The organism is Campylobacter concisus (assembly GCF_003049085.1).
In the GTDB taxonomy this organism is placed as follows: domain Bacteria; phylum Campylobacterota; class Campylobacteria; order Campylobacterales; family Campylobacteraceae; genus Campylobacter_A; species Campylobacter_A concisus_H.
Window position 1 is genome coordinate 22,952 of sequence record NZ_PIQX01000008.1, and the last position, 22,312, is coordinate 45,263.

Below are 22,312 nucleotides of genomic sequence, written 5' to 3' on the forward strand. Positions count from 1 at the left end.
CACCAAAAATAGCCACTTTGAAATTTATCTCAAGTCTCTTTCATCTCTCTTTGGTTTTGCAAGAGTTGTTAGCACTATGACGAAAAAAGCGATGCCAAATGTGATATACAAGATGATCTTTGGCGAGTCAAACTCTATCCTAGATCTCGCGACCTCTTCGCCGCTTGCCTCCACTAGCTCGCCGCGCTTTATCATCTCGCTGATATCTTTTGCGCTAAGCTCTTTAGACGGCCTTGTTAAAATTTCTATGACGCTAAGATCTGCCACCTCATAAACGCTATGTCTAATGCCATAAAATAGCTTTATGCTGCTAAAAAAATAGACCTTATCGCCGTTTGCATAGACCGCGCCATACTCGCCATCTTTTACCAGCCCTATCTCACGCCAAGATGAGCTTGGGGCAAATTTATATAAAGAGACAGTTTGCGCCACCAAGTGCCTGCCGTGCTTTGAGCGCTGCCACTCTTCGCCTTGTTGTAAAAAATACGCTGAGCCATCATCTACAAAAACGTCAGCATAGAGCCTTTTTAGCTCGCCTTTTAGCTGATAGTCTGAAATTTTAGTCTGCTCGTTTTTGCTGCCATCCCAAAAGTAAATTCCATCTTTGCTGGCAAAAAGAGGCCAAAACGAATGCACGTTATCCACGCTATAAATGGCGCTATAAGGCATATTTTGAGCGTTAAATTTATGCTCATTTGCAAACACAGCCCCACTTTTTGGCTCAAAAAGATATTCTATGTCATGCTTTGGGTCATAGCATATCCGGCGCGTCTCATCTGAGTAGCTTGCATCAAGCCTATAAAAGCCCATAAACAAGCTTTTGCCATCTGTGTAATATCCGCTAGCAGCGCCGTTTTCTGTCGTGATGTATCTTAGCTCGCTGGGATCTGCGTCAAGCTTTTCGCCCTTGTAGTAAAGCATGCTGCCATCTCTTGCAAAACCAGCGTCAAAGATAGGCTCTAAATTTGTGCTTTCAACCCTTTTTGTCCTGTAAAAATAAGGGCTATCATCGTAGCTTTTTATAAAGGTGTGAGCAAGGTTTTTCATAATGGCGCCAAATTCGCTAAATCCTGGCTCTTTCTCGCTTCTAGTAGCGCAATAATAGCTTATCTTACCATCACTTATATAGCCATTGCCAAGCACTTTTGTGCTTTTTGGATCAAGACCTGGTAAAATTTCTCTAGCGCAATAGACACTTTTTTTATCAGCTCCTACGTTTGAGTAGTCGTATGCGTGTTTTAGCTTTAAGACCCTAAAACTAGCCTCATTGACGCCTTTTAGCTCATACTTACCACTGCCTGAAATTTGAACGTAAATTTTACCCTCAGGCGAGCGGTAAAACTCGCTATTATCAATGTTTGCAAAGCTTCTTTGATACTCGCCCTCATGCCATAGATAAAGCATCGCCAAAACAAAAAATAGCGCCAAGATGACTAAAAAATAAATAAACCTAATAGTAATTTTTCTCATGATCTATAGTCATCCACCCTTTTTTTAAGCTCGTTTTTTTGCTTTTTGTTTTTAAAAATAGCGCCAACCACCGAGACTATAAATGCGATGGCTAAAAATATCCAGTAGGCATATTTTTGCGAGTAATCATCAAAGTCGCTTATCGCATCGATCACCACCTCGCCCTCAGCTGGCACCATAGCGCCTTGATCTACCATTTTTACTATCTCATCTAGTTTTAAATTCTTAACATTTGGACCATAAGGACGAGTGAGAATTTCAACCACGCCAAGGTCGTTTATATCATAAACACTGCTGTTAAAACGCCAGCCGTAGCCGACGTTATCAAAATAATATGTCTTATCTCCGTTTGCATAGACCGCGCCATAGCCATCGTTTCTTACAAGGCCGATCTTTCGCCACTGCTCTTTTGTATCAAGCCTTACGATGCAAGTGTGGCGTGAGCTTAGGCTGTGGTTATTTTTTGTGTTGTGCCAAATTTCATAGGTTTTTAGAAAATATGTCTTGCCATCACTTATCACCACGTCGCCATATAGCGGCGTTATCTCGCCTTTAAATGGATCATCGCCGTCCCTTACAAACTCGCCCTCATCTATGCTGTTATACCACTGCCACTTTCGCTCCCAGTGATAGATACCGCCTTTACCGCGAAAAAGAGCGTGATAAGCGTGCTCATCTTTTAGGTTAAAAAGTGGCTCGTATGGGGCAAATTTTGGGTCAAATTCATGGTCATTTGCATAGACCATGCCAGAATTTGGCTCATAAAGATAGTGAATGCGCCATATCTCGCCGATATCACGCATTTGCGGGCTAAATTTGATCCTTAGCTTTGTGCTGTCATAATAGACATTTTCCCCATCAGTCGTAAAATGCACGCTCTTTCTGCCAGATACCTGCTCGATGTAGCGCATTTTGCTGGCATTTGCGCCCTCTAGCTCTTTGCCCTCATGATAGACCTTTACTCCGTCACTTGCGTAGCCAAAGCCCAAGATCGCTGCTAAATTTGCGTTATCAACCTGCCTAAATTTATAGATATGAGTTTGCGCTTTTGGGGTGTTAAACATTTTGTGCGAGAAGATGTCCCAAAACTCTTTAAGTGCGGATATTTCGAGGTTTGTCTCGCTTACGCTATCGCAAAAATATGTTATCTTGCCATCGCCAAAGTAGCCATTGCCAAGCGCTCTAACGCCATTTGGATCAAGCCCACTCATCACGAGATTACCGCAATATACCGCCTTATCGCTAGCGCCAACGTTTCTGTTGTCGTATTTGCCGGTGTCAATGTATCTAAATTTACTGGCCCTCACGCCTATTAGCTCAAATTTACCGCCACTTGGCACAATGGCATAGACCTTGTCATATTCGGTGGTATAAAACACACTGCCTCTTATATCTTTAAATTTTTCTCTATCTTCATCTATATAGCCAGCGGAAATAAACATAAATATATAAATACCAAGCAAGATAAAAGCAAAAAGTAGCACTATGACAATTATTGGGTATTTTTTTATCATTTTAAACCTGCAAATGACTTCATCTTGCGATACTTTATCTTCCCTACTCCAGTGCCTCGGCGATCTCAAGCACTTCAAAGTACTCATTTTCTAGGCACTCAAGCTCAGTTTTTGCCTTTTCAAGTTCTTCATAAAGCTTAGTTAGCCCCACTTCTTGATAAATTTTTGGATCGCTTAAACCTTCATTTAGCTCAGAAATTTTTGCTTCAAGGGCCGAAATTTTATCTGGATATGTATTTAAAATTTGCGTTTGTTTGTAGCTTAGCTTTACGCCGGTTTTGCTCTTTTGTTTAGCTTCATTTTGGCTATTTGTTAGCTCTTTTTCAAATTTATCAAGCTCTTTTAGCTCGTCTTCAAGCTCCAAATAGACACTATACTCTTCATGTAAGACATTTATCTTTGTGCTCTCAAATGCCCAAAGCTTATTTGCCATCTTATCGACGAAATATCTATCATGGCTAACTAGCAAGATCGCTCCCTCAAAGCTTTGCAAGTAGTCTTCTAAGATATTGATAGTTGCGATATCAAGGTCATTTGTCGGCTCGTCAAGTACCAGTACATCGTAAGTTTTAGTAAAAAGAAGTGCAAGCGCGACGCGGTTTTTCTCGCCGCCACTTAAAACGCCTATCTTTTTATCTAAAAATTCCTTTGGAAAGAGGAAATTTTTAAGATAACCATAAACATGCATATTTCGCCCACGAACCAGCACGTGATCGCCGCCATTTGGACAAAATGTCTCGATAAGGCTCTTGTCATCATCAAGGACATTTCTAGCTTGATCAAAGTAGCCAATACTTACCTCGCCTCTTTTTATCTCGCCACTACTTGGCTGCTCAAGCCCTAACAAAATTTTAAGTAGCGTGCTTTTGCCGCTACCATTTCGCCCCACTATGGCAATCCTCTCGCCTTGTAAAACTCTTGCGTCAAATTTCTCAAAAAGCACCCTACCATCTATGCTTTTGCTTAAATTTTTAAACTCAAAGAGCATTTTTTTGCGGTTTTGGCTCTGCGTTTGGTTGAAATTTTTACTCGCACGCTCTAGCTCAAGTCTCACACGCCTTATCACACCTGGATTTTTCTTAGCCTCTTCACGCATAGCGAGCACCCGCTCTTTTCTGCCCTCGTTTCGCTTTAGCCTAGCTTTTACGCCTCTTCTTAGCCACTCCTCTTCAGCCTTTAGCTGTTTTAGCAGCGTCTCATGCGACTTTGCAAGGCTTGCTAAAATTTCCTCTTTTTTGGTTAGATAGTTTGCATATCCGCCCTCAAAATTTTTTAAGCTTGCATCCTCAACCTCAACGCACCTAGTTGCTAGCGCATCGATAAAATACCTATCGTGGCTTATAAAAACTATGCTTTGATTTGAGCTCTTTAGCATATCTTCAAGAAATTTGACCATGTAAACATCAAGGTGGTTTGTCGGCTCATCAAGTAGCAACACATCTGGCTTTTTAAGGATGAGCGCACCCAGTGCCACGCGTCTGATCTCGCCGCCACTTAGCGAGCAAATGGGTCTATTTTCATACTCTTTTAGCTTAAATTCTTGCAAAATTCGCTCGATCTTATGCTCGATATTCCAGCCATCCTTTGCCTCTATAAATTTTAAAAGCCTCTCTTGCTCTTTTAAAATTTCTTTGTTCTCTGGATCATTTGCTAGTAAAACGCCACTCTTTTCATATTCGCTTATCGCATCAAATATCTCTTTTAGCTCGTTATTTAGTGCCTGCCTTACGGTAAAAGTTGCGTTAAAATTTGGAGTTTGAGCTAGCATCTCGACGCTTATTAAGCTTTGCACTATGCGTCTTCCACTATCAACTGCCACCTCGCCAGAGATGATCTTCATAAGCGTGCTTTTGCCGCTGCCATTTTTACCGATGATCGCTATTTTTTCATTTTCATTTACACTAAAATTTACAGCGTTTAAAATCTCATTTGCACCAAATTTTTTACTTACGTCTATCAGGTCGATTAATGCCATTTTTCTCTCATTTTTTAAATTTCTCGCGATTATATCAAAAAGGGAGCTAAAACCTAATTTTGGCTATAATCGCCAAAATTTTTAAAATAATTAAGGAAAATTTAATGAACTTATCTATGAGAAAACTCGTAGTTCCGATATTTTTGGATATGTTTTTACACTTTATTACGCTCATCATCAACACCTACATGGTGACAAAAGTGAGTGTGCATCTAGTCGGTGCAATGGGTGCGGGCAATCAAGTGATGGATCTTTTTATGACCATTTTTAACTTCCTAAGCATTGGCTGTTCAGTTGTCGTCGCCCAAGCACTGGGAGCTAAAAAGAACGATCTTGCTTCAAACGTCATACACGCAAGTATCACGTCAAATACGCTCTTTGGTATCTTTTCGGCTATCGTTATCTACGTCTTTGGCTACAACATCTTAAATTTACTAAACGTGCCAAAAGAGCTTATAAATGATAGCTTCTCATATCTTCACATCCTTGGCTTTGCTCTACTTTTTGATGGTATCGGTATGGTGCTAGCTGCGGTGCTTCGTGTTTATAATCTAGCAACTGCTGTTATGCTAACTTCAGTTTTGATGAACGTAATTACAATTTTAGGCAATGCCATCTCCCTTTTTGGCTGGTTTAATCTACCAAATTTAGGCTTACAAGGAGTCGCTCTCTCGACACTTGTTGGCAGATTAGTAGGCATTTTTGTGCTAGCTTATATGCTAAGTCAAAAGGCAAAAGTTAAAATTTACTTTAAAAAGCTACTTGTCGTGCCATTTGAAATTTTAAAGAAAATTCTCTCAATCGGTCTTCCAAGCGCAGGCGAAAATTTACTATGGATGGCGCAATACATGGTCGCTTTTGGCTTTGTGGCAAGCATGGGCGAGGCTAGCCTAAGCGTGCAGACCATTTATTTTCAGATCACGCTTCTTATCTTGCTTTGTGGAGCGAGCATTAGCGTGGCAAACGAGGTCATTGTAGGACATTTAGTTGGAGCAAGCGAGTTTAACGAGGCCTATGCAAGGACATTTAGGGCGCTAAGACTCGGCGTTTTTATAACGCTTGTAGTCGTGCTTATAGCTTATGCACTAAAGCATCAAATCATGGACGCACTAAATTTAAACGAAAATTTACGTGCGATCATGTTGCCACTTTTTACACTTTCGATATTTCTTGAAGCAGGTAGAACCTTTAACATCGTCATCGTAAATGCCCTTCGCGCAAGTGGTGACGCGAAATTTCCTCTTGCGACTGGCCTTATCTTCATGTGGGGGCTTTCACTACCGCTTGGATATTTTTTAGGTATCTATCTTGGCTGGGGAATTATCGGCGTTTGGATAGGGTTTTGTGCTGATGAATGGCTAAGAGGCCTTGCAAATACATGGCGCTGGAGAAGCAAAAAATGGCAGTCAAAACGCCTAGTTTGAGGCAAAAAAGCGTAATCTTAGACTTTTATGGTCTAAGCGTCTTAATAAATTTTAAAAAAAATGTAAGAGCCATGCGCCTAAGAGTTGGCAAAGATGCTAAGATCACGCTTTCTATGCCATTTTACAGCACACAAAAGATGGCTTTGGCATTTTTAGAAAGTCATAAAATTTGGCTTGAAAATTCCCACAAAAAAGCACTTGCAAATTTGCCAAAAGATGATGAAATGAAATTTCTTGGAGAAATTTATAAGATAAAATTTGATGAGAGCGTGAAGCAACCATTTTTTGAAGACAAATTTATCATAACGCCAAATTTAAAGGCCCTTGATCGTTTTAAAAAAGCAAAGGTAAAAGAGATATTTTTGGAGCTCATAAGCCATTTTGAGCCTTTTATTGATAGGCCAATTAACCGCATCGTAATACGAAATAGCAAAACTCGCTGGGGTAGCTGCAATCACAAAAAAGGCTATATAAACTTAAGTCTAAGGCTCATCGAAAAACCCATCTCAGCCGTGCGCTACGTAGTACTTCATGAGCTTACACACCTACTCTATCCACATCATCAAAGCAGCTTTTATAAATTTATAGAACGTATCATGCCTGATTATAAAGAGCAAGAGAGAATTTTAAGAGTGTAATTTATTTTCATCAAGTAAGTGTAAAAATTAATATGCTAAAATTGCATGTTAATTCACAAAAAGGGAATTTCAATGAAAAAAATGATTTTTATCTCGCTTGTAGCTGCTTGTGCTTTTGCAGGTAACTTTGAAGATGGACTAAAGGCATATGGGAGCTCGAATTTCAAAGAAGCTTTAACCAAATTTGAAGCAGGATGTGCAGAAAATGATGCAAAATCATGTGTAAAAACTGGCGCCATTTATCAGCTAGGCAAAACAGCAACACCAGATCTAGACAAGGCTTTGGAGTATTATAATAAAGCTTGCCAAAGCGGTGAAAAAGAGGGTTGCTCGGCAGCTGGCGGCATCTATCTAAAATCTGAACCACAAAAAGCAAGAGAGCTTTTTAACAAAGCTTGTGATAAGAATGATGGATATTCTTGCGAGATGGTAGGTTCTATCTTGATAGAAGCTAAAGAATTTAAAAAAGCTTATGAATTTTTAGTAAAAGGCTGCGAATTAGGCGATAAGATGTCTTGCGAATTTGCAGGAGATCTAAGACGCTCAAAACAACTATAATTTTTAGGCTTACAAGCCTAAAAATTTCTTAAAACAAAAAATCCAAAAAACACTTATTTTAAATAAAAGTTACTCAAAGTATAAAGGTGGCTCTAAAAATTTATATTAGAAATTTAGGCAAGAGTACTCTTGCCTAAGATTAGATTATTTTTATTTGATCAAGTGGTTTGTCTTTAATGCCCCATTGAGTCATAAAAACAAATCCATAAAGTACAGCAGCTACGATATAAGCAGTGTATTCGTTTGGTATAAGATTAAATTTCACACATATATTTGGTACAAGAGCTAGTGGCACAACAGGGATCAAAAGAATACGCTCCCAAATTCTAAGCTTTGTGACATAGTAGCCTTGAAGTAAGCTTGAAAATGCAAACATTCCCACGATCGCCATACCAAAGACAAGTAAAATTTCAAGTGGATTGCTCATCCAGACTATTCCTTTTGAATCAAGCGGGTCGCCCTCATTTACGCTTTCTATTAGCATAAGTTTATTGTTAAAGAAAAAGGCAAATGGCAAGATCGCCGTTCTTAGATCATAAAAGAATCCTTGAACGCCAACGGTTATAGGATTTGCTTTGGCGATACCAGCTGCTGCATAAGCTGCGATGCCAACTGGCGGCGTGTCATCAGCTAAAATTCCAAAGTAAAATACAAAAAGATGCACAGCAATGGCTGGGATCAAAAAGCCATTTTTGTGCGCCAAAAATAAAATGACAGGTGCCACAAGACTTGAAACTACGATGTAGTTTGCAGTCGTTGGAAGGCCCATTCCTAGTATAAGTGACATCATCGCAGTAAGAAGCAATATCATAACTATATTATCACCAGCAAGTAGCTCAACTAAATCTGAAAGTACTTGGCCAAGGCCAGTTAAAGAGATAGAGCCCACGATGATACCTGCAAGTGCGGTTGCTATAGCGATCGTTGTCATACTTTTTGCGGCTGCAACCATCGCCCAAAATATATCTTCAAAGCCTATTAACACATCATTTATTCCAACTTTTTCGCCACTTGCTAGTTTTTTAACTGGCTCTTGAAAGATCATTATTAAAAATAAAAATCCAATCGCATTAAATGCTGCAGCGATGGCTGACTCTTTTGCGATTAATAGCGTATAAAGCAAAATCAAAATCGGAGTTATATAGTGAAGTCCGCTTACAAAAATTTTAAATCTTGAGTGAAACTCGCTTTGATTTATACCTTTTAAGCCAAGCTTCACGCTCTCTAAATGAACGATAAAAAATAGTGACAAATAGCAAGCAAAAGCCGGAATTACCGCTGCCATCATGACATTTGTATATGTCATGCCTAAAAACTCAGCGATAATAAAAGCAGCTGCGCCCATAATCGGAGGCATAAGCTGGCCATTTACGCCAGCTGCTACCTCGATGGCTCCAGCTTTTGTGCGTGAAAGACCGGCTTTTTTCATAAGTGGTATGGTAAATGTACCAACTGTTACAACATTTGCTGTGGAGCTTCCTGAAACCATGCCTGTTAGGCCACTTGCGATGACCGAGGCCTTAGCCGGACCGCCTCTATATTTTCCAAGAAGAGAGAAAGCTAAATTTATGAAATATTGCCCAGCACCTGCCCTCTCAAGCAATGAGCCAAAAAGAACAAAAAGATAGATAAAACTAACGCTAACTCCGATAGGCACACCAAAGATGCCCTCTGTCGTTAAAAACATATGACCTGCGATCTTTTCAAAGCTGGCACCTTGATGAGCGATGATGTCTGGCATATAAGGACCAAAGTGATCATATATCAAAAATAATATACAAATAATTGGAAGTGCTGGTCCCATTACGCGCCTACCAGCCTCAAGCAAGACAATGATCGCTAGAAACGATATGACAATATCTTGTGTAATGTAGTCCCCTGTCCTATCAGCTAGCTCATAAAAATAAACCGCTGGATAAAGCACAGCAACAACGCCTACCACGCAAAAAACTAGATCGTAAAATGGCAAACTAGAATGTGCCTTTTTATGAAAAGTGACTGGATAAAGCAAAAATACAAGACCCACCGCAAAGGCTAGGTGAATTGAGCGCGAAATGTTGGTATTTAGCGGAAAATAAGCTATATAAAGCTGAAAAACTGACCAGGAAAAGCATACGATCGCAATGAAATAGTTGTAAAAATTGCTATTTATCTCCCTTGTTTTTACTTCGACAAATTGTTCTTCGTTGTCTTTGACTTCGTTCATCTCTCTCCTTTAAAATTTAAATATAAAAATTAAAAAATTTGCATATTTAAATTTTATCCAGAGGCAAAAGCCCCTGGAAATTTACATTATTTTAAGATGCCAGCCTCTTTAAATGCAGCCTCTGCAGCTGGGTGAAGCGGAGCTGAAAGACCTTGAACAAGATCTTCTTTGTTTACTGATTTTAGCGCTGGGTGAAGAGTTTTGTACTCATCAAAATTATCTAAAATAGCTTTTATCACAGCTTTTACAGCCTCATCTTTTGTATCTTTATTAGTTACCAAAACAGCTTTTACACCGATAGTATTTACATCGTGATCAACGCCGTCATACGAGCCTTTTGGGATCACACCTTTTGCGAAGTATGGCTTCTCTTTAAGAAGATTATCGATCTCGCTGCCTTCGATATTTAGGATATCAATCGGCAAAGATGTCGCAGCATCAGTGATGTTTGCAGTTGGGTGGCCGACGACAAAGCTGTATCCGTCTATCTTTTTATCTTTTAGTGCGTGTGGGCATTCGCCAACTGTTAAAACGCCGCGGTATCCTAGTTTTGAAACGTCAAAGCCTTTTGCTTTAAAGACTTCAAGCGTGCTCACTTCGTTGCCACTGCCTGGGTTTCCGACGTTGTATTTTTTGCCTGCAAATGAAGCAAGATCGCTTGTTAGACCGCTATCTTTTGCTACAACAAATGCAAGAAGCTCTGGATAGATAGCAACTACTGAACGTAAATTTTCATCTTTCGCTCCGTCAAATTTGCCAGTGCCGTTATATTTATCATAGACAACGTCACTTTGAACAAAGCCAAATGTAAGCTCTTTTTTGAGGACGTTATTCACGTTATAGACTGAGCCGCCAGTTGATTGGACTGAGCATTTTACATTAGTATTTTTGTTTGCTAAACGGCAAATCGCTCCACCTATCGGATAATAAGTGCCTGTCATGCCGCCAGTACCGATACTGATAAATTCTTTTGCTGAAAGAGTTGTTGCTAAAAGCAAGCCAGCAAGTGCCAAAGAAGTAGTTTTCATCTAAGATCCTTTCAAGAAATTTAAGGCTATTTTATTCTATAAATTTAGCTTTTTACCTTATTTAATATGATATTTTCATGCCGTTTTGGTAAAGTTGCAACCATTCTACACAATCAAGACTTAAAAAAATATTTTCTTAAGATTAAATTTATATTTCTTTATCAGCCAAAATAAATTTGATAAACCGGCTATTTAAATATCATTTTTTATTGTATAATCCACCGCAGTTCTAAGTTTTAGAAAAAACTGTTGCAAATTTACAACTAATCAATAGCTTTTACAAATGTTAATAACAATCAAATTTTGGAGGTTTTTATGAAAAAATCACTTATGTTGGCTGCTTCTATGCTACTTTTATCTTTAAATTTCGCTTCTGGCGCGGATGAAAAAACGCAAGTTAGCTTTAGTGGCTCATCTACTCTAGCTCCAGTCATTGCTAAAATTTCAACCGACTTTATTGAAAAATACGAGACTTGGGATAAAGTAGATAGCTCTTTGCCAAATAAAAATATCACTATTTTTGTCTCAGCTGGTGGCTCAGGTGCTGGCGTAAAAGCCGTGCTTAATCATGTCGCTGACTTTGGTATGCTAGCTCGCGATATAAAAGATAGCGAAAAAGCAAAGATAAAGGATATGAAAGCCTATACGCTTGGCATAGACGCACTTTGCGTGGCTGTAAACCCAGAAAATGAGGTGATAAAGCTAAAGGGTGGAAATTTAAACAAAGATGAGATCGTCAAAATTTTCTCAGGCGAGTACAAAAAGTGGAGCGACCTTGACAAGTCCCTACCAAATGACGAAATAGTCGTAGTTACAAGAGATCTTGGCGGCGGTGCTCACGAGGTATTTCAAAAAAAGATCATGAAAGATGTCAAAGTTAGTAAAAACGTCATCCAATCACCTTCCATGGGCGCGCTTGTATCAAAGATCATCGAAAATAAAAACGCTATTGGCTACGCTTCTTTTGGTATCACAAACCAAAACAAAGGCAAGCTAATACCACTAAACGTTGACGGTGTGGAGCCAACTGTTAAAAACATAGTTGATGGCAAATACTACATCTCTCGTCCACTCATCATCGTAAAAAGTGGCGATCTAAGCAAGAGTGAGCAAATTTTTGTTGATGTGTTAAATTCAGCCGAAGGTCAAAAGACTATCGAAAAAATGGGATTTATACCAGTAAAATAGCCAATGACGGGGCAAATTTTTAAAGGCGCGATATATCTTTTTACACTTTTATCCGCCATGCTTTTGCTTTTGCTTGTGGGATTTTTACTGATAAATTCCACGAGTTTCTTTGCAGAAGTAAGCCTCTTTGACTTTTTACTAAATAGCGACTGGAACGTTAGCACAGAGCCTTTTAGCTTTGGGCTGTTTAACATCCTAGTCGCAAATTTTGTAGTTGCGTTTTTAGCTTGCATATTTTCATTTTTTGTCTCGCTTGGCGTTACTATTTTTATCTGCTTTTTTGCGAGCGCCTGGCTTAGGCACGTGCTAGACTGGATGATACGGATACTAGCTGGCATACCATCTATCATATATGGATTTTTTGCGCTTTACACAGTTGTAAAAATTTTAGAGTCAGGGCTAAAAATGTCCGCTGGCGAGTCAGTCTTGGCAGCTAGCCTCATCCTTAGCGTCATGATACTGCCCTTTTTTACCTCGCACTTGCTCCAAAGCGTGGGTCTGCTAAAGCAAAATTTCAAAACAAACTCAGACGCGCTTGGCGTAAGCACTGGATATTTTATAAGAAAAGTCATTTTTAGAAAATCCATAAAAGCTAGCATTTCAGGCTTTATACTCGCATTTTCAAGAGCAGCTGGCGAGACTATGGCTGTGATGATGGTCATAGGCAACACCCCGCTTTTTCCGCACCTGCTCTCAAAAGCTCAGACCATACCATCTCTAATAGCCCTTGAAATGGGCATGAGCGAGGCTGGTAGCTTGCACTATCACGCCCTAATAGCAAGCGGATTTGTCCTACTTGTTTTTATATTTTTGCTAAATATTTTTATCTTTAAATTTAAGAAAAACAATGAACGCTTTTAAAGATTTTATAGTCAAATTTTATGCTTATCTTTGCGTATTTATAGTGATTGCGGTGATATTTTGGATATTTTATTTCATCTTTGCAAATGGCATCTCTCAGATAAATTTAGACTTTCTAACCAAAAATCCGCAAGGTTTAAATTTAGGTGAGAGTGGCGGCATAAAAGACGCTATCATAGGCTCATTTTTGCTGATGATACTATCCATGATATTTTCTGCACTACTTGGTGTTAGCTGCGCCATTTATAGGCAAATTTACTGCACCTCTAGCACGATAAAGCTTGGGCTTAAATTTATCATCCAAACGATGGCCTCCATACCCTCTATATTGCTTGGGATGTTTGTTTATGGGCTTTTTATCGTTAGTCTTGATATCCCAAAGAGCCTGCTAACAGCTAGCATTACGCTTGCTTTGATGGTCTTTCCATTTGTTGAAGTTAGCACAGAAAAGGTGATCTCGCAGATAGATGAAAAGATGTTAAGAGATAGCTTCGCGCTTGGCGTTGATAAAAATTTCATGGCTAGAAAGCTTGTTTTGCCAACTATTAGAAAAAATATCATATCGATCTTGATACTTGCTGGCAGCTACGCCATAGGGGCAACTGCGCCACTACTTTTAACAGGGGTTGTCTTCATGGCAAAGGCCGAAGGCCTACTCTCGCCGGTCATGGCACTACCTTTTCACCTGCATATGCTCCTAAGCCAGTCAGTCGCAACGCAAAATGCCTACGCCACGGCGCTCGTACTCATTTTTATACTGATCATTTTGCACCTGCTTTCAGCCGTAGTTTTATTTGATATAGGAGAGAAAATTGCCAGATATTTTAAACATAAAAGATCTTAGTATTTTTTATCAAGATAATGAAATTTTAAAAGATCTAAATTTAAACATCGCTCAAAACGAGATCATCTGTCTAATGGGCAGCTCAGGATGTGGCAAATCGACATTTCTATCAGCGCTAAATGGCTTTTTGGAGCAAAAGGGCGGCAGATATAGCGGAGAGATATTATTTAAAGGCGAAAATATCAAAGATAAGGGCGAAATTTGGCTAAGACGAAACCTAGCCATACTCTTTCAAGACGCCACGCTCTTTCCTTTTAGCGTCGAGAGAAATTTGACCTATGCGATGGAATTTTATGAGGGTAGTATAAAAGATAAGCAAAAAAGAGTAGAAGAGCTCTTAAAAAGCGTAAATTTACTAGGTGAAATAAGCTACCTAGATATGCCAGCTAGCAAGCTCTCTGGCGGTCAAAAGCAAAGACTTTGCATCGCAAGGATGCTAACCACAAAGCCTGAAGTGCTCATTCTTGATGAGCCTTGCTCGTCGCTTGATATGAAAAATGTCTTAATCGTAGAGGAGCTTTTAAGAAGCTTATCGCAAAGATACACTATCATCATCACCACGCACAATGAAGAGCAGGCAAAAAGGCTTGGCGGCAGGATAGTTCGCATCGTAGATAAGAAATTTACATTTTAAAAGAGCTAGAAATTCTAGCTCTAAATTTAGTCGATAAACCTCTTTGTGATATTTGCGTAGGCATCGATCCTGCGGTCTCTTAAAAATGGCCAAATTCTTCGCACTTCTTCACTTCTTTTCATATCTATTTCAACGATCTTGCAAAGCTCATCTGTGCTATTTGCACGGAAAAGCTGCTCGCCTTGTGGCCCAAAAACAAAACTATTTCCCCAAAATTTTATCCCATCCATCACGCCGCTATCATCTTTTTCAAAGCCCACACGATTTACTGCAACAACTGGCAGGCCATTTGCCACACTGTGACCTCTTTGCACCGCCACCCACGCTTCAAGCTGTCTTGACTTTTCATCATCACTATCGCCTTCAAACCAGCCAATAGCCGTTGGATAGATGAGAATTTTCGCCCCTTTTAGCGCCATCAGCCTTGCTGCCTCTGGATACCACTGATCCCAACAGACCAAAACGCCAAGCTTGCCAAGGCTAGTTTCAACTGGCTCAAAGCCAATGTCACCAGGCGTGAAGTAAAATTTCTCGTAAAATCCAGGATCATCAGGGATGTGCATTTTTCGGTATTTGCCAGCCACGCTGCCGTCACGCTCAAAGACAAAGGCGGTGTTGTGATAAAGTCCGTCAGCCCTCTTTTCAAAGAGTGAAGTGACTAAAACCACGCCATTTTCTTTTGCTACCCTACCCCAAAAAGCGACATCCTCTTGCCAGTCGTTTGCGTGATCAAAGAATTTTGTATCCTCGCTTTGGCAAAAGTATTGCGTCTGGTGCAGCTCTTGGCAGACAACTAGATCAGCGCCACCTTTTTTTGCCTCGGCGATTAGCTCAAGCGTCTTTGCGATGGTTGCCTCTTTTGTTCCTTTAAATTCTTGTTGAAGTAGTGCTACTTTCATCTCATCTCCCTTCTTTGTCGTTGTATGGGTCTAAATGCGTGGTTATCTGCCACGAAAATTCCTTAAATTTCTCTCTTATCTCGGCTTCAAGCGAGTCGGCCACCTCGTGCGCGTCGTAAAGCGAGATATCTTTGTCAAAAACTAAATGCAGCGTTAAAAATATGGTATTTGCGCTCTGTCTCGTGTTTAGGTAGTGAAAGTCTGAAATCCTCTGCTTTGCCTTTATCATCTTGATGATCTCAGCTGTGACCTCAGGGCTTGCAGCATGATCTAGCAAGACACCAAAGGCGTCTTTACCTAAATTTATAGCGCTTTGAGCGATGTAGCCGCTTATCACGATGCCAAAGATCGCATCTATCATCACAAATCCGCTAAATTTAATGATAAGAAGAGAAATAATGACAGCAAGGTTGCTAAAAAGGTCGATCTTATAGTGCAGCGCGTCTGCTTTTATGATAAGGTTTCCACTTTTTTTAGAAATTTGGTTTAAAAATAGCACCAAACATAGCGTTACTACGACCGAAAACACCATCACACCAAGGCTTAAACCAAGGTCTATCTCTAAATTTGGCTCGCTAAATTTTTTAATACTCTCATAAAAAATATATCCAGAAGCAGCCACGATAATGACGCACTCAAATAGCGCTGCCAAGGCCTCTAGCTTTGTGTAGCCAAAGTTAAATCTCTCATCAGCTTGCTTTCTTGACTTTCTAAGCGCAAATAAATTTAAAAGCGAGACTATAAAATCAAGCATCGAGTCAATCGCCGAGCCAAGCACAGCGACCGAGCCGCTAAAAAGCCCAGCTGTAAATTTCACAAGTGCGAGCAAAAAGGCACAAGCTCCAGCTACGATAACAGCCTTATTTTCGCCCTGCGTGCACTCCTGCTTATTTATGCGGTTAAACTCATAATCAAACGGACTTGACAAGGCTAAAACCTTTTGTATCTATTTTGGCTTGAGCAGTGAAGCGAGCCATTTTGACGCACAAAAACTAGCGAATTTACACCGATGATCTTTCTATCTGGAAGCGCACGGGCTAGTAAATTTAGCACCTTTTCATCGTTTTCGTCGTTATATGTTGGCACGATTAGCGCACCATTTATAAAGATAAAGTTTGCATAGGTGCAGCCAAGCCTTTTGCCCTCATAAAATTTAGGCTTAGGAAGTGGCAGAGCAAGCAGCTTAAAGCCAGTTTTTTTAAGCTCTTCTTCCATCTTTTTTAGCTCATCAAAGTGCTCGTCACTCTCGTCATCGCAAGCTGCGTAAGCGATAGTATCAGGCGTGATAAAACGCGCTAAAGTATCGATGTGGCTATCTGTGTCATCGCCTTTTATAAAACCACTTTCAAGCCAGATGATACACTTTAAGCTAAACAAACTCTTTAGCTTCTCCTCGATCTGCTCTTTACTAAGAGTCTTGTTTCTATTTTCATTTAGCAGGCATTTTGAGGTGGTTAAAAGCACGCCATCTCCATTAAACTCGACACTTCCACCCTCTAGTATCATATCAACTGGCTCAAGCTTGGTTTTGTAAATTTTAGCTAGCTCTAAATTTATGGCATCATCTTTTGAGCTCTTAAATTTACCGCCCCAAGCGTTAAATTTAAAGTCGTAGCTCTTTACGCCATCTTCAGCATAAACGTCGATCATACCGTAGTCTCTGATCCAAGTATCATCAGTATCAAGCTTAACAAACTCAACATTTTTAAATTTCTTAAACCTAGAAAAATTTGCCTCATCAGGGCAGATGAGCACTACCTTTTCAAACGGCGTAATAGCAGCCACTAGCTCTTCATAACTAGCTAAAATCTCCTCTAAATAAGGCTCCCAGTCGCTCTTACTATGTGGCAGCGACAAAAACAAAAGCTCCTGCTCTTCCCACTCTGCGTAAGCTCTCACGCTCTCTCCTTATAAATTTTATAAATTCCATAAATCGTAATGAATATCCAAAAGACCTCTATCAAAAATGAACCGAGGTTAAAGTGCACAAAAAGCGAGATGATAAGTAGCACCGCACCTGCTAAATTTATTATCTGATAGGCTAGATCGCGGCTATTTAGGCGGCCGATCTGAAGTAAAAAGTAGCCCATCACGATACAAATCATCCCTAAAAAGCCGATGATCTGAAAAAGATCGATCAAATTTTATCCTTTTTGCAAGCTTAAATTTAAAGCAAGATCATATCTAATTAGTTTTAAATTTATGATTATAAGATAAAATAACTCCATTTTTCAGATTGGATTAAAGTTTTATGGATTTTGAGTTTATTGAGAAATTTTATCCGCTTTATGTTAAAGCCGGAGTGCTTACCTGTGAGATTGCCTTTTTAGGGATCGTTTTTTCTATTTTGATCGGTATTTTTTGTATGGCTGTGAAATTTTACAAGCTAAAATTTCTATCAAAAATGATCGACTGCTACGTCGAGCTCTCAAGAAATACACCACTTCTTATACAGCTTTTCTTTTTATACTACGGCTTGCCAAAGCTTGGAGTGTCAATGAGTGGCTTTGCCTGTGCGGTCGCTGGGCTTAGCTTTCTTGGTGGTAGTTACATGAGTGAGAGTTTTAGACTTGGCTTTGAGGCGGTTAGAAAGTCGCAAATAGAAGCAGGTCTTAGCATCGCACTTAGTAAAAATCAGCTGTTAAGATATGTTATCTTACCTCAAGCATTTAGCGTAGCGGTGCCAAGTATTAGCGCAAATATTATCTTTTTACTAAAAGAGACAAGCATCGTTAGTATCGTAGCACTTGCTGATCTAGTTTACGTCGCAAAGGATCTCATTGGGCTTTACTACAAAACAGATGAAGCGCTTTTTATGCTAGTAATTAGCTATCTCATCATCATCTTGCCAGTCTCGCTGGTGCTTAGCTATGTCGAAAAAAGGGTGAGAAATGCAAGGAGTTAGTATATTATTTGATACACAAAATTTACTAAGGCTCTTTGAAGGTCTAGTCATTAGCACAGAAATTTCATTTATCTCTATTTTTATCTCTATAATCGGTGGCTTAGTGTTTGGCGTGCTTATGAGCATGAAAAACAAATTTATCTATTTTATTTTAAAAATTTGCCTAGAAATCGTTCGCATAATGCCTCAGATCGTTTGGCTATTTTTATTTTATTTTGGTGTCAGTAAGGCGTTTGATATCCACATTTCAGCATTTACAGCCTCACTCATCGTCTTTAGCTTGTGGGGAATTTTTGAAATGATGGACATCGTGCGTGGCGCAATAACATCAATACCAAAACATCAATTTGAATCAGCCGCATCGCTTGGACTTAGTAAATTTCAAATTTACTCTCACGTCATTATCCCACTTGCCACAAGAAGGCTAGTGCCTGGAGCTGTAAATTTACTAAGCCGTATGATAAAAACAACCTCTATCGTCGTACTAATCGGCGTTGTAGAGGTGGTCAAAGTCAGTCAGCAGATCATCGAGCGAAATGTATTTACAAATCCTATGGCGCCATTTTGGATATACACGCTCATATTCTTTTTATATTTTGCGATCTGCTATCCAGTCTCAAAATTATCAAAAAAACTAGAAGAAAAATGGAGCTAAAATGAGTAAAAACATATTAGAACTTAAAAAAATAAACAAATTTTATGGAGAGCTTCACGCCTTAAAGGATATAAATTTAGAGGTAAAAAGCGGTGAAGTGGTCGTGCTTCTTGGGCCATCGGGCTGCGGCAAAAGCACAACTCTTAGATGTATAAACGGCCTTGAGAGTATCGCAAGTGGCGAGATAATAATCGATGGTGAAGTGATAGATGCTAAATTTAATGATTGGCAAAGGATCCGCCAAAAAGTCGGCATGGTCTTTCAAAGCTACGAGCTCTTTGATCATATGAACGTCATAGACAACGTCCTTCTTGGGCCTTTAAAGGTGCAAAAAAGAGATAGGGCCGAGGCTGAAAAAACCGCTGATATGTGGTTAAGCAAGGTTGGACTTCTTGATAAGAAATTTGCCTACCCAAAGGAGTTAAGTGGCGGTCAAAAGCAGCGTATAGCAATAGTAAGAAGCCTTTGTTTAAACCCTGAAATTATGCTATTTGACGAGGTTACGGCTGCGCTTGACCCTGAGATCGTTAGAGAAGTGCTTGATGTGATACTAAATTTAGCCAAAGATGGCATGACGATGCTAATAGTCACCCACGAGATGAGCTTTGCAAGAGCAGTTGCAAACAAGATCGTATTTATGGACGCTGGGGCGATCGTGGAGATCAGCGAGCCAGAGGAATTTTTTACCAACCCAAAGAGCGATCGCGCGAAGAAATTTCTAAATTTATTCTCGTTTTAGAAAAAATAAGAGATAATTTGCCGTTTTTTCAAAATGCGTTTAGAGCGAAATTTTAACGCTCTTATTTATTTAACTTTTTTACAAGGAGAAAGAGTGAGAAAATTTAAATTTTTCTTATTAGCATTAATCGCTACCGTCTTTCTAACGGGTTGTGGTAATGACAAAGGTGCCGACACGGCAAAAGCTGCTTCAAACGAAGCTGATGCGATCGCAAAGATCAAAGAGCGTGGATTTGTAAGAATTGGCGTTTTCAGCGACAAACCACCATTTGGCTATGTCGATAAAGACGGCAAAAACCAAGGCTATGATATTTACTTTGCAAAACGTATCGCAAAAGACCTACTAGGCGATGAGAGCAAGGTAAAATTTGAGCTAGTCGAGGCTGCTGGTAGAGTTGAAGTTTTAGTAGCTGATAAAGTAGATATCACGCTTGCAAATTTTACAAAAACACCTGAGCGTGCACAAGTTGTTGATTTTGCACTTCCATACATGAAGGTTTCACTTGGCATCGTAAGCCCTGAAGGTGCAGTGATAAAGAGCATCGATGAGCTAAAAGATAAAACCCTAATCGTAAATAAGGGCACAACCGCAGACGCTTTTTTTACAAAAAATTATCCTGACATTAAGCTTGCAAAATACGACCAAAATACTGAGACATTTGCAGCTTTGGTTGACAAAAGAGGTGCCGCACTAGCACATGATAACGCCCTACTTTTTGCCTGGGCAAAAGAGACTCCTGGCTTTGTTGTAGGCGTTGAAGCACTTGGTGATGTGGATGTGATAGCACCAGCTGTTAAAAAAGGTAACAAAGTTTTACTTGACTGGCTAAACAATGAGATCATTGAGCTTGGAAAAGAAAATTTCTTCCATAAAGACTATGATGCTACACTAAAACCGATCTATGGTGATAGTGTCAATCCAGAATCACTTGTCGTCGAAGGCGGCAAACTCTAAAAATTTAATGGCGTAAATTTTTACGCCATCTCTCTATCTTTTAAATTTAATGAATACGCTTGTGAAGTTTTTACCTGCAGGTTACACTGCATAAAATCCATGATAGACAGTATTATGTATCTGAGCAGCAAGCTAGTAGGCGAGCTCCTTGTAATAATGAGCTATTTTTAAAAAAGAATGCCAACAATAGATAGGCTACTTGTGGATTTAAATTGCATTATCCGCATGAACATTTAAAAAGGCTAAGGCGCATGTATTTTATAAATTTAAATTCTAGATAATATGTATATAGAGCCCACAAAAAAAGAAACCCACGAAAGCTAGGCGAGAAAGATACAACTTAGTTTTTAAATATTTAAATAAAATTCTAAAAGGCATTTTGGAGTAAATTTAGCCCAAAATGCCTTTGCAAGCTACATTAAGCTCTTTAGTAGATTTGTTACTTTTTGCTCGATCTCTTCTAAAAATTCCTTGCTCTTTGCCTCAAATCTAGTAACAATAACTGGCGTTGTATTTGACGCGCGTACCAGCGCCCAGCCATTTTCAAACTGAATCCTTATACCATCAATATCAATGATATTTTTTATCTTTGGTAGGTCGCAACTCTCATTTTTCACACAATCTTTTAGCTTGGCAACTATCTTAAATTTAGCCTCATCAGTCGTCTTTACCTTGATCTCATCGGTGCTAAAGACAAGTGGCATCTTATCAAGCTCGCCATCAAGGTCAAAGCCCTTGTGAACTAGCTCAAGCACCCTCATCATCGCGTAAAGCGCATCGTCAAAGCCAAAATAGCGCTCTTTAAAAAAGATATGACCACTCACTTCAGCCGCAAGATCTACATTTAGCTCTTTCATCATCTTTTTTATATTGCTGTGTCCTGTTTTTCCCATAAATACTTCACCGATCTTGGCGATCTCATCATACATATTTTGTGAGCATTTTACCTCGCCAAGCACCTTTGGATGTTTCATATTTAGAGCATAAAGATATGCTAGTTCATCGCCTTTTATATCTCTTTTTGGCGTTATAACCGCGATCCTGTCGCCGTCTCCGTCAAAGCCAAATCCAAGGTCAAATTCTTTTTTTTCAATGAGTGAAAACAGCTCTTTTAAATTCTCTTTTTCGCTTGGATCTGGATGGTGATTTGGGAAATTTCCGTCTGGATCTTCATATAAAATTTTCGCATTTAGCCCAAGTGCTTTGACGATCGGCACCAAGCTCACACCAACAGCGCCATTTGCACAGTCGATGACAAAGGGCTTTTTGAAATTTTTAAGCTCACTAAATTCTTTTACAAAAAACTCAACGTATTTTTCTAAGATATTAAATTTCTCACAGCTCTCATCGTCTATGATCTGCTCACCAGAGGCGATTATCTCATTAACCTTGTCTTTTAAAATTTGCAGATCTTTACCAAAAAAACTATCTTTTTTGATAGTGATCTTAAAGCCGTTGTACTCTTTTGGGTTGTGAGAGCCAGTGATCATGATATTTGCGTCAAAATAATCAGCATAAACGCTAAAGTAGCCAACAGGAGTTGGTAGCAAGCCGATGTTATAAATTTTAAAGCCACCAGCCTTGTTTAGACCACTTAGTAGATACCTAAAAAGCGTGCTAGCACTAAGTCTTGCGTCAAAGCCAACGCTTAAAGTTTTTACGCCAAATTCATTAAATTTCTTACCCAAAGCAAGCCCTATAGCCTTGACGCTATCTTCTGTCAAGTCTTTTTCAAAAATGCCACGGATATCGTATTCTCTAAAAATTTCATCATATTTCATTGTAAATTCTCCCTGAAAGAAAGCAAAATAATACAAGAA

At 39.4% G+C, this 22,312-nt stretch carries 21 protein-coding genes; 11 read left to right on the top strand and 10 right to left on the bottom strand.

Annotation, left to right across the window (positions count from 1 at the left end):
• Positions 1 to 24 precede the first annotated feature (24 nt).
• Genes CVT13_RS09065 through abc-f form a run of 3 tightly spaced genes read right to left on the bottom strand, consistent with a single transcriptional unit; the run spans position 25 to position 4,959 of the window.
• The gene (locus tag CVT13_RS09065) at positions 25 to 1,470 is read right to left on the bottom strand and encodes a DKNYY domain-containing protein (RefSeq protein ID WP_107812335.1); all 1,446 of its coding nucleotides are present in this window, start codon (positions 1,468 to 1,470) and stop codon (positions 25 to 27) included.
• Positions 1,467 to 2,984 (bottom strand): DKNYY domain-containing protein, encoded by a 1,518-nt coding sequence (locus CVT13_RS09070; protein WP_107812336.1) that lies wholly within the window; start codon positions 2,982 to 2,984, stop codon positions 1,467 to 1,469. The genes CVT13_RS09065 and CVT13_RS09070 overlap by 4 nt, the downstream gene beginning before the upstream one ends.
• A gap of 43 nt (positions 2,985 to 3,027) precedes the next feature.
• Positions 3,028 to 4,959 (bottom strand): ribosomal protection-like ABC-F family protein, encoded by a 1,932-nt coding sequence (gene abc-f, locus CVT13_RS09075; protein WP_107812337.1) that lies wholly within the window; start codon positions 4,957 to 4,959, stop codon positions 3,028 to 3,030.
• Between the two features lie 104 nt (positions 4,960 to 5,063).
• Between abc-f and CVT13_RS09080 the strand changes: the two genes are divergently transcribed.
• The 3 genes from CVT13_RS09080 to CVT13_RS09090 all read left to right on the top strand — a co-directional run bounded on the left by CVT13_RS09080 (position 5,064) and on the right by CVT13_RS09090 (position 7,579).
• A complete protein-coding gene (locus CVT13_RS09080) occupies positions 5,064 to 6,383 on the top strand; it encodes an MATE family efflux transporter (protein ID WP_107812338.1) in 1,320 nt (439 codons plus the stop codon).
• Entirely contained in the window at positions 6,359 to 7,021 is a 663-nt protein-coding gene (locus CVT13_RS09085) for a M48 family metallopeptidase (protein WP_234412010.1), read from the top strand. Before CVT13_RS09080 ends, CVT13_RS09085 begins: the two co-directional genes overlap by 25 nt.
• 72 nt (positions 7,022 to 7,093) lie before the next feature.
• A complete protein-coding gene (locus tag CVT13_RS09090) occupies positions 7,094 to 7,579 on the top strand; it encodes a tetratricopeptide repeat protein (RefSeq protein ID WP_107812340.1) in 486 nt (161 codons plus the stop codon).
• A 139-nt stretch (positions 7,580 to 7,718) separates the two neighbouring features.
• Here the strand turns inward: CVT13_RS09090 and CVT13_RS09095 are convergent, their stop codons facing one another.
• Together CVT13_RS09095 and CVT13_RS09100 are read right to left on the bottom strand one after the other, a co-directional pair.
• Positions 7,719 to 9,785: a TRAP transporter permease gene (locus tag CVT13_RS09095; protein ID WP_107812341.1), complete on the bottom strand. Its 2,067-nt coding sequence runs from the start codon at positions 9,783 to 9,785 to the stop codon at positions 7,719 to 7,721.
• Between the two features lie 86 nt (positions 9,786 to 9,871).
• Positions 9,872 to 10,813: a TAXI family TRAP transporter solute-binding subunit gene (locus CVT13_RS09100; protein ID WP_103559235.1), complete on the bottom strand. Its 942-nt coding sequence runs from the start codon at positions 10,811 to 10,813 to the stop codon at positions 9,872 to 9,874.
• Positions 10,814 to 11,128: 315 nt separating this feature from the next.
• On the opposite strand from CVT13_RS09100, the gene CVT13_RS09105 reads away from it, so the two are divergent.
• From CVT13_RS09105 to CVT13_RS09120, 4 genes are read left to right on the top strand one after another with little or no spacing between them, the layout of a single operon-like run.
• Positions 11,129 to 12,001, top strand: a complete 873-nt coding sequence (locus CVT13_RS09105) for a phosphate ABC transporter substrate-binding protein (RefSeq protein ID WP_107812342.1) — start codon at positions 11,129 to 11,131, stop codon at positions 11,999 to 12,001.
• A 3-nt stretch (positions 12,002 to 12,004) separates the two neighbouring features.
• Entirely contained in the window at positions 12,005 to 12,862 is an 858-nt protein-coding gene (gene pstC / locus CVT13_RS09110; RefSeq protein WP_107812343.1) for a phosphate ABC transporter permease subunit PstC, read from the top strand.
• Positions 12,849 to 13,706, top strand: coding sequence for a PstA family ABC transporter permease (locus CVT13_RS09115; protein ID WP_107812344.1), 858 nt, complete (start codon positions 12,849 to 12,851; stop codon positions 13,704 to 13,706). Before pstC ends, CVT13_RS09115 begins: the two co-directional genes overlap by 14 nt.
• Positions 13,675 to 14,340 (top strand): phosphate ABC transporter ATP-binding protein, encoded by a 666-nt coding sequence (locus CVT13_RS09120; RefSeq protein WP_107812345.1) that lies wholly within the window; start codon positions 13,675 to 13,677, stop codon positions 14,338 to 14,340. The genes CVT13_RS09115 and CVT13_RS09120 overlap by 32 nt, the downstream gene beginning before the upstream one ends.
• Positions 14,341 to 14,366: 26 nt before the next feature.
• Here the strand turns inward: CVT13_RS09120 and CVT13_RS09125 are convergent, their stop codons facing one another.
• From CVT13_RS09125 to CVT13_RS09140, 4 genes are read right to left on the bottom strand one after another with little or no spacing between them, the layout of a single operon-like run.
• Positions 14,367 to 15,239, bottom strand: a complete 873-nt coding sequence (locus CVT13_RS09125) for a carbon-nitrogen hydrolase (protein WP_107812346.1) — start codon at positions 15,237 to 15,239, stop codon at positions 14,367 to 14,369.
• Between the two features lies 1 nt (position 15,240).
• Entirely contained in the window at positions 15,241 to 16,167 is a 927-nt protein-coding gene (locus CVT13_RS09130) for a cation diffusion facilitator family transporter (protein ID WP_107812347.1), read from the bottom strand.
• A 2-nt stretch (positions 16,168 to 16,169) separates the two neighbouring features.
• Positions 16,170 to 17,138, bottom strand: coding sequence for an agmatine deiminase family protein (locus CVT13_RS09135; RefSeq protein WP_107812348.1), 969 nt, complete (start codon positions 17,136 to 17,138; stop codon positions 16,170 to 16,172).
• The gene (locus CVT13_RS09140; RefSeq protein ID WP_084110060.1) at positions 17,135 to 17,380 is read right to left on the bottom strand and encodes a CBU_0592 family membrane protein; all 246 of its coding nucleotides are present in this window, start codon (positions 17,378 to 17,380) and stop codon (positions 17,135 to 17,137) included. The genes CVT13_RS09135 and CVT13_RS09140 overlap by 4 nt, the downstream gene beginning before the upstream one ends.
• A 110-nt stretch (positions 17,381 to 17,490) precedes the next feature.
• Here CVT13_RS09140 and CVT13_RS09145 point away from each other — a divergent pair, with 110 nt between their 5' ends.
• The 4 genes from CVT13_RS09145 (at position 17,491) to CVT13_RS09160 (ending at position 20,492) form a co-directional block, all read left to right on the top strand.
• Complete coding sequence (locus tag CVT13_RS09145) at positions 17,491 to 18,144, top strand: amino acid ABC transporter permease (protein ID WP_107812349.1); 654 nt, start codon at positions 17,491 to 17,493, stop codon at positions 18,142 to 18,144.
• On the top strand, positions 18,131 to 18,799 hold the full coding sequence (locus CVT13_RS09150) for an amino acid ABC transporter permease (RefSeq protein ID WP_107812350.1): 669 nt from the start codon (positions 18,131 to 18,133) through the stop codon (positions 18,797 to 18,799). The genes CVT13_RS09145 and CVT13_RS09150 overlap by 14 nt, the downstream gene beginning before the upstream one ends.
• A gap of 1 nt (position 18,800) precedes the next feature.
• The gene (locus CVT13_RS09155) at positions 18,801 to 19,538 is read left to right on the top strand and encodes an amino acid ABC transporter ATP-binding protein (RefSeq protein ID WP_107812351.1); all 738 of its coding nucleotides are present in this window, start codon (positions 18,801 to 18,803) and stop codon (positions 19,536 to 19,538) included.
• A gap of 93 nt (positions 19,539 to 19,631) precedes the next feature.
• On the top strand, positions 19,632 to 20,492 hold the full coding sequence (locus CVT13_RS09160) for a cysteine ABC transporter substrate-binding protein (RefSeq protein WP_072594383.1): 861 nt from the start codon (positions 19,632 to 19,634) through the stop codon (positions 20,490 to 20,492).
• 413 nt (positions 20,493 to 20,905) lie between these two features.
• Here CVT13_RS09160 and CVT13_RS09165 read toward each other — a convergent pair whose 3' ends face one another.
• Positions 20,906 to 22,273, bottom strand: coding sequence for a phosphomannomutase/phosphoglucomutase (locus CVT13_RS09165; protein ID WP_107812352.1), 1,368 nt, complete (start codon positions 22,271 to 22,273; stop codon positions 20,906 to 20,908).
• Positions 22,274 to 22,312: the final 39 nt, after the last annotated feature.

Coding starts and splice junctions, on each gene's coding strand:
- abc-f (WP_107812337.1), bottom strand. CDS start 4,959: ATGGCATTAATCGACCTGATAGACGTAAGTAAAAAATTTGGTGCAAAT.
- CVT13_RS09125 (WP_107812346.1), bottom strand. CDS start 15,239: ATGAAAGTAGCACTACTTCAACAAGAATTTAAAGGAACAAAAGAGGCA.
- CVT13_RS09150 (WP_107812350.1), top strand. CDS start 18,131: ATGCAAGGAGTTAGTATATTATTTGATACACAAAATTTACTAAGGCTC.
- CVT13_RS09100 (WP_103559235.1), bottom strand. CDS start 10,813: ATGAAAACTACTTCTTTGGCACTTGCTGGCTTGCTTTTAGCAACAACT.
- CVT13_RS09085 (WP_234412010.1), top strand. CDS start 6,359: ATGGCAGTCAAAACGCCTAGTTTGAGGCAAAAAAGCGTAATCTTAGAC.
- CVT13_RS09090 (WP_107812340.1), top strand. CDS start 7,094: ATGAAAAAAATGATTTTTATCTCGCTTGTAGCTGCTTGTGCTTTTGCA.
- CVT13_RS09145 (WP_107812349.1), top strand. CDS start 17,491: ATGGATTTTGAGTTTATTGAGAAATTTTATCCGCTTTATGTTAAAGCC.
- pstC (WP_107812343.1), top strand. CDS start 12,005: ATGACGGGGCAAATTTTTAAAGGCGCGATATATCTTTTTACACTTTTA.
- CVT13_RS09065 (WP_107812335.1), bottom strand. CDS start 1,470: ATGAGAAAAATTACTATTAGGTTTATTTATTTTTTAGTCATCTTGGCG.
- CVT13_RS09080 (WP_107812338.1), top strand. CDS start 5,064: ATGAACTTATCTATGAGAAAACTCGTAGTTCCGATATTTTTGGATATG.
- CVT13_RS09095 (WP_107812341.1), bottom strand. CDS start 9,785: ATGAACGAAGTCAAAGACAACGAAGAACAATTTGTCGAAGTAAAAACA.
- CVT13_RS09070 (WP_107812336.1), bottom strand. CDS start 2,984: ATGATAAAAAAATACCCAATAATTGTCATAGTGCTACTTTTTGCTTTT.
- CVT13_RS09165 (WP_107812352.1), bottom strand. CDS start 22,273: ATGAAATATGATGAAATTTTTAGAGAATACGATATCCGTGGCATTTTT.
- CVT13_RS09155 (WP_107812351.1), top strand. CDS start 18,801: ATGAGTAAAAACATATTAGAACTTAAAAAAATAAACAAATTTTATGGA.
- CVT13_RS09115 (WP_107812344.1), top strand. CDS start 12,849: ATGAACGCTTTTAAAGATTTTATAGTCAAATTTTATGCTTATCTTTGC.
- CVT13_RS09105 (WP_107812342.1), top strand. CDS start 11,129: ATGAAAAAATCACTTATGTTGGCTGCTTCTATGCTACTTTTATCTTTA.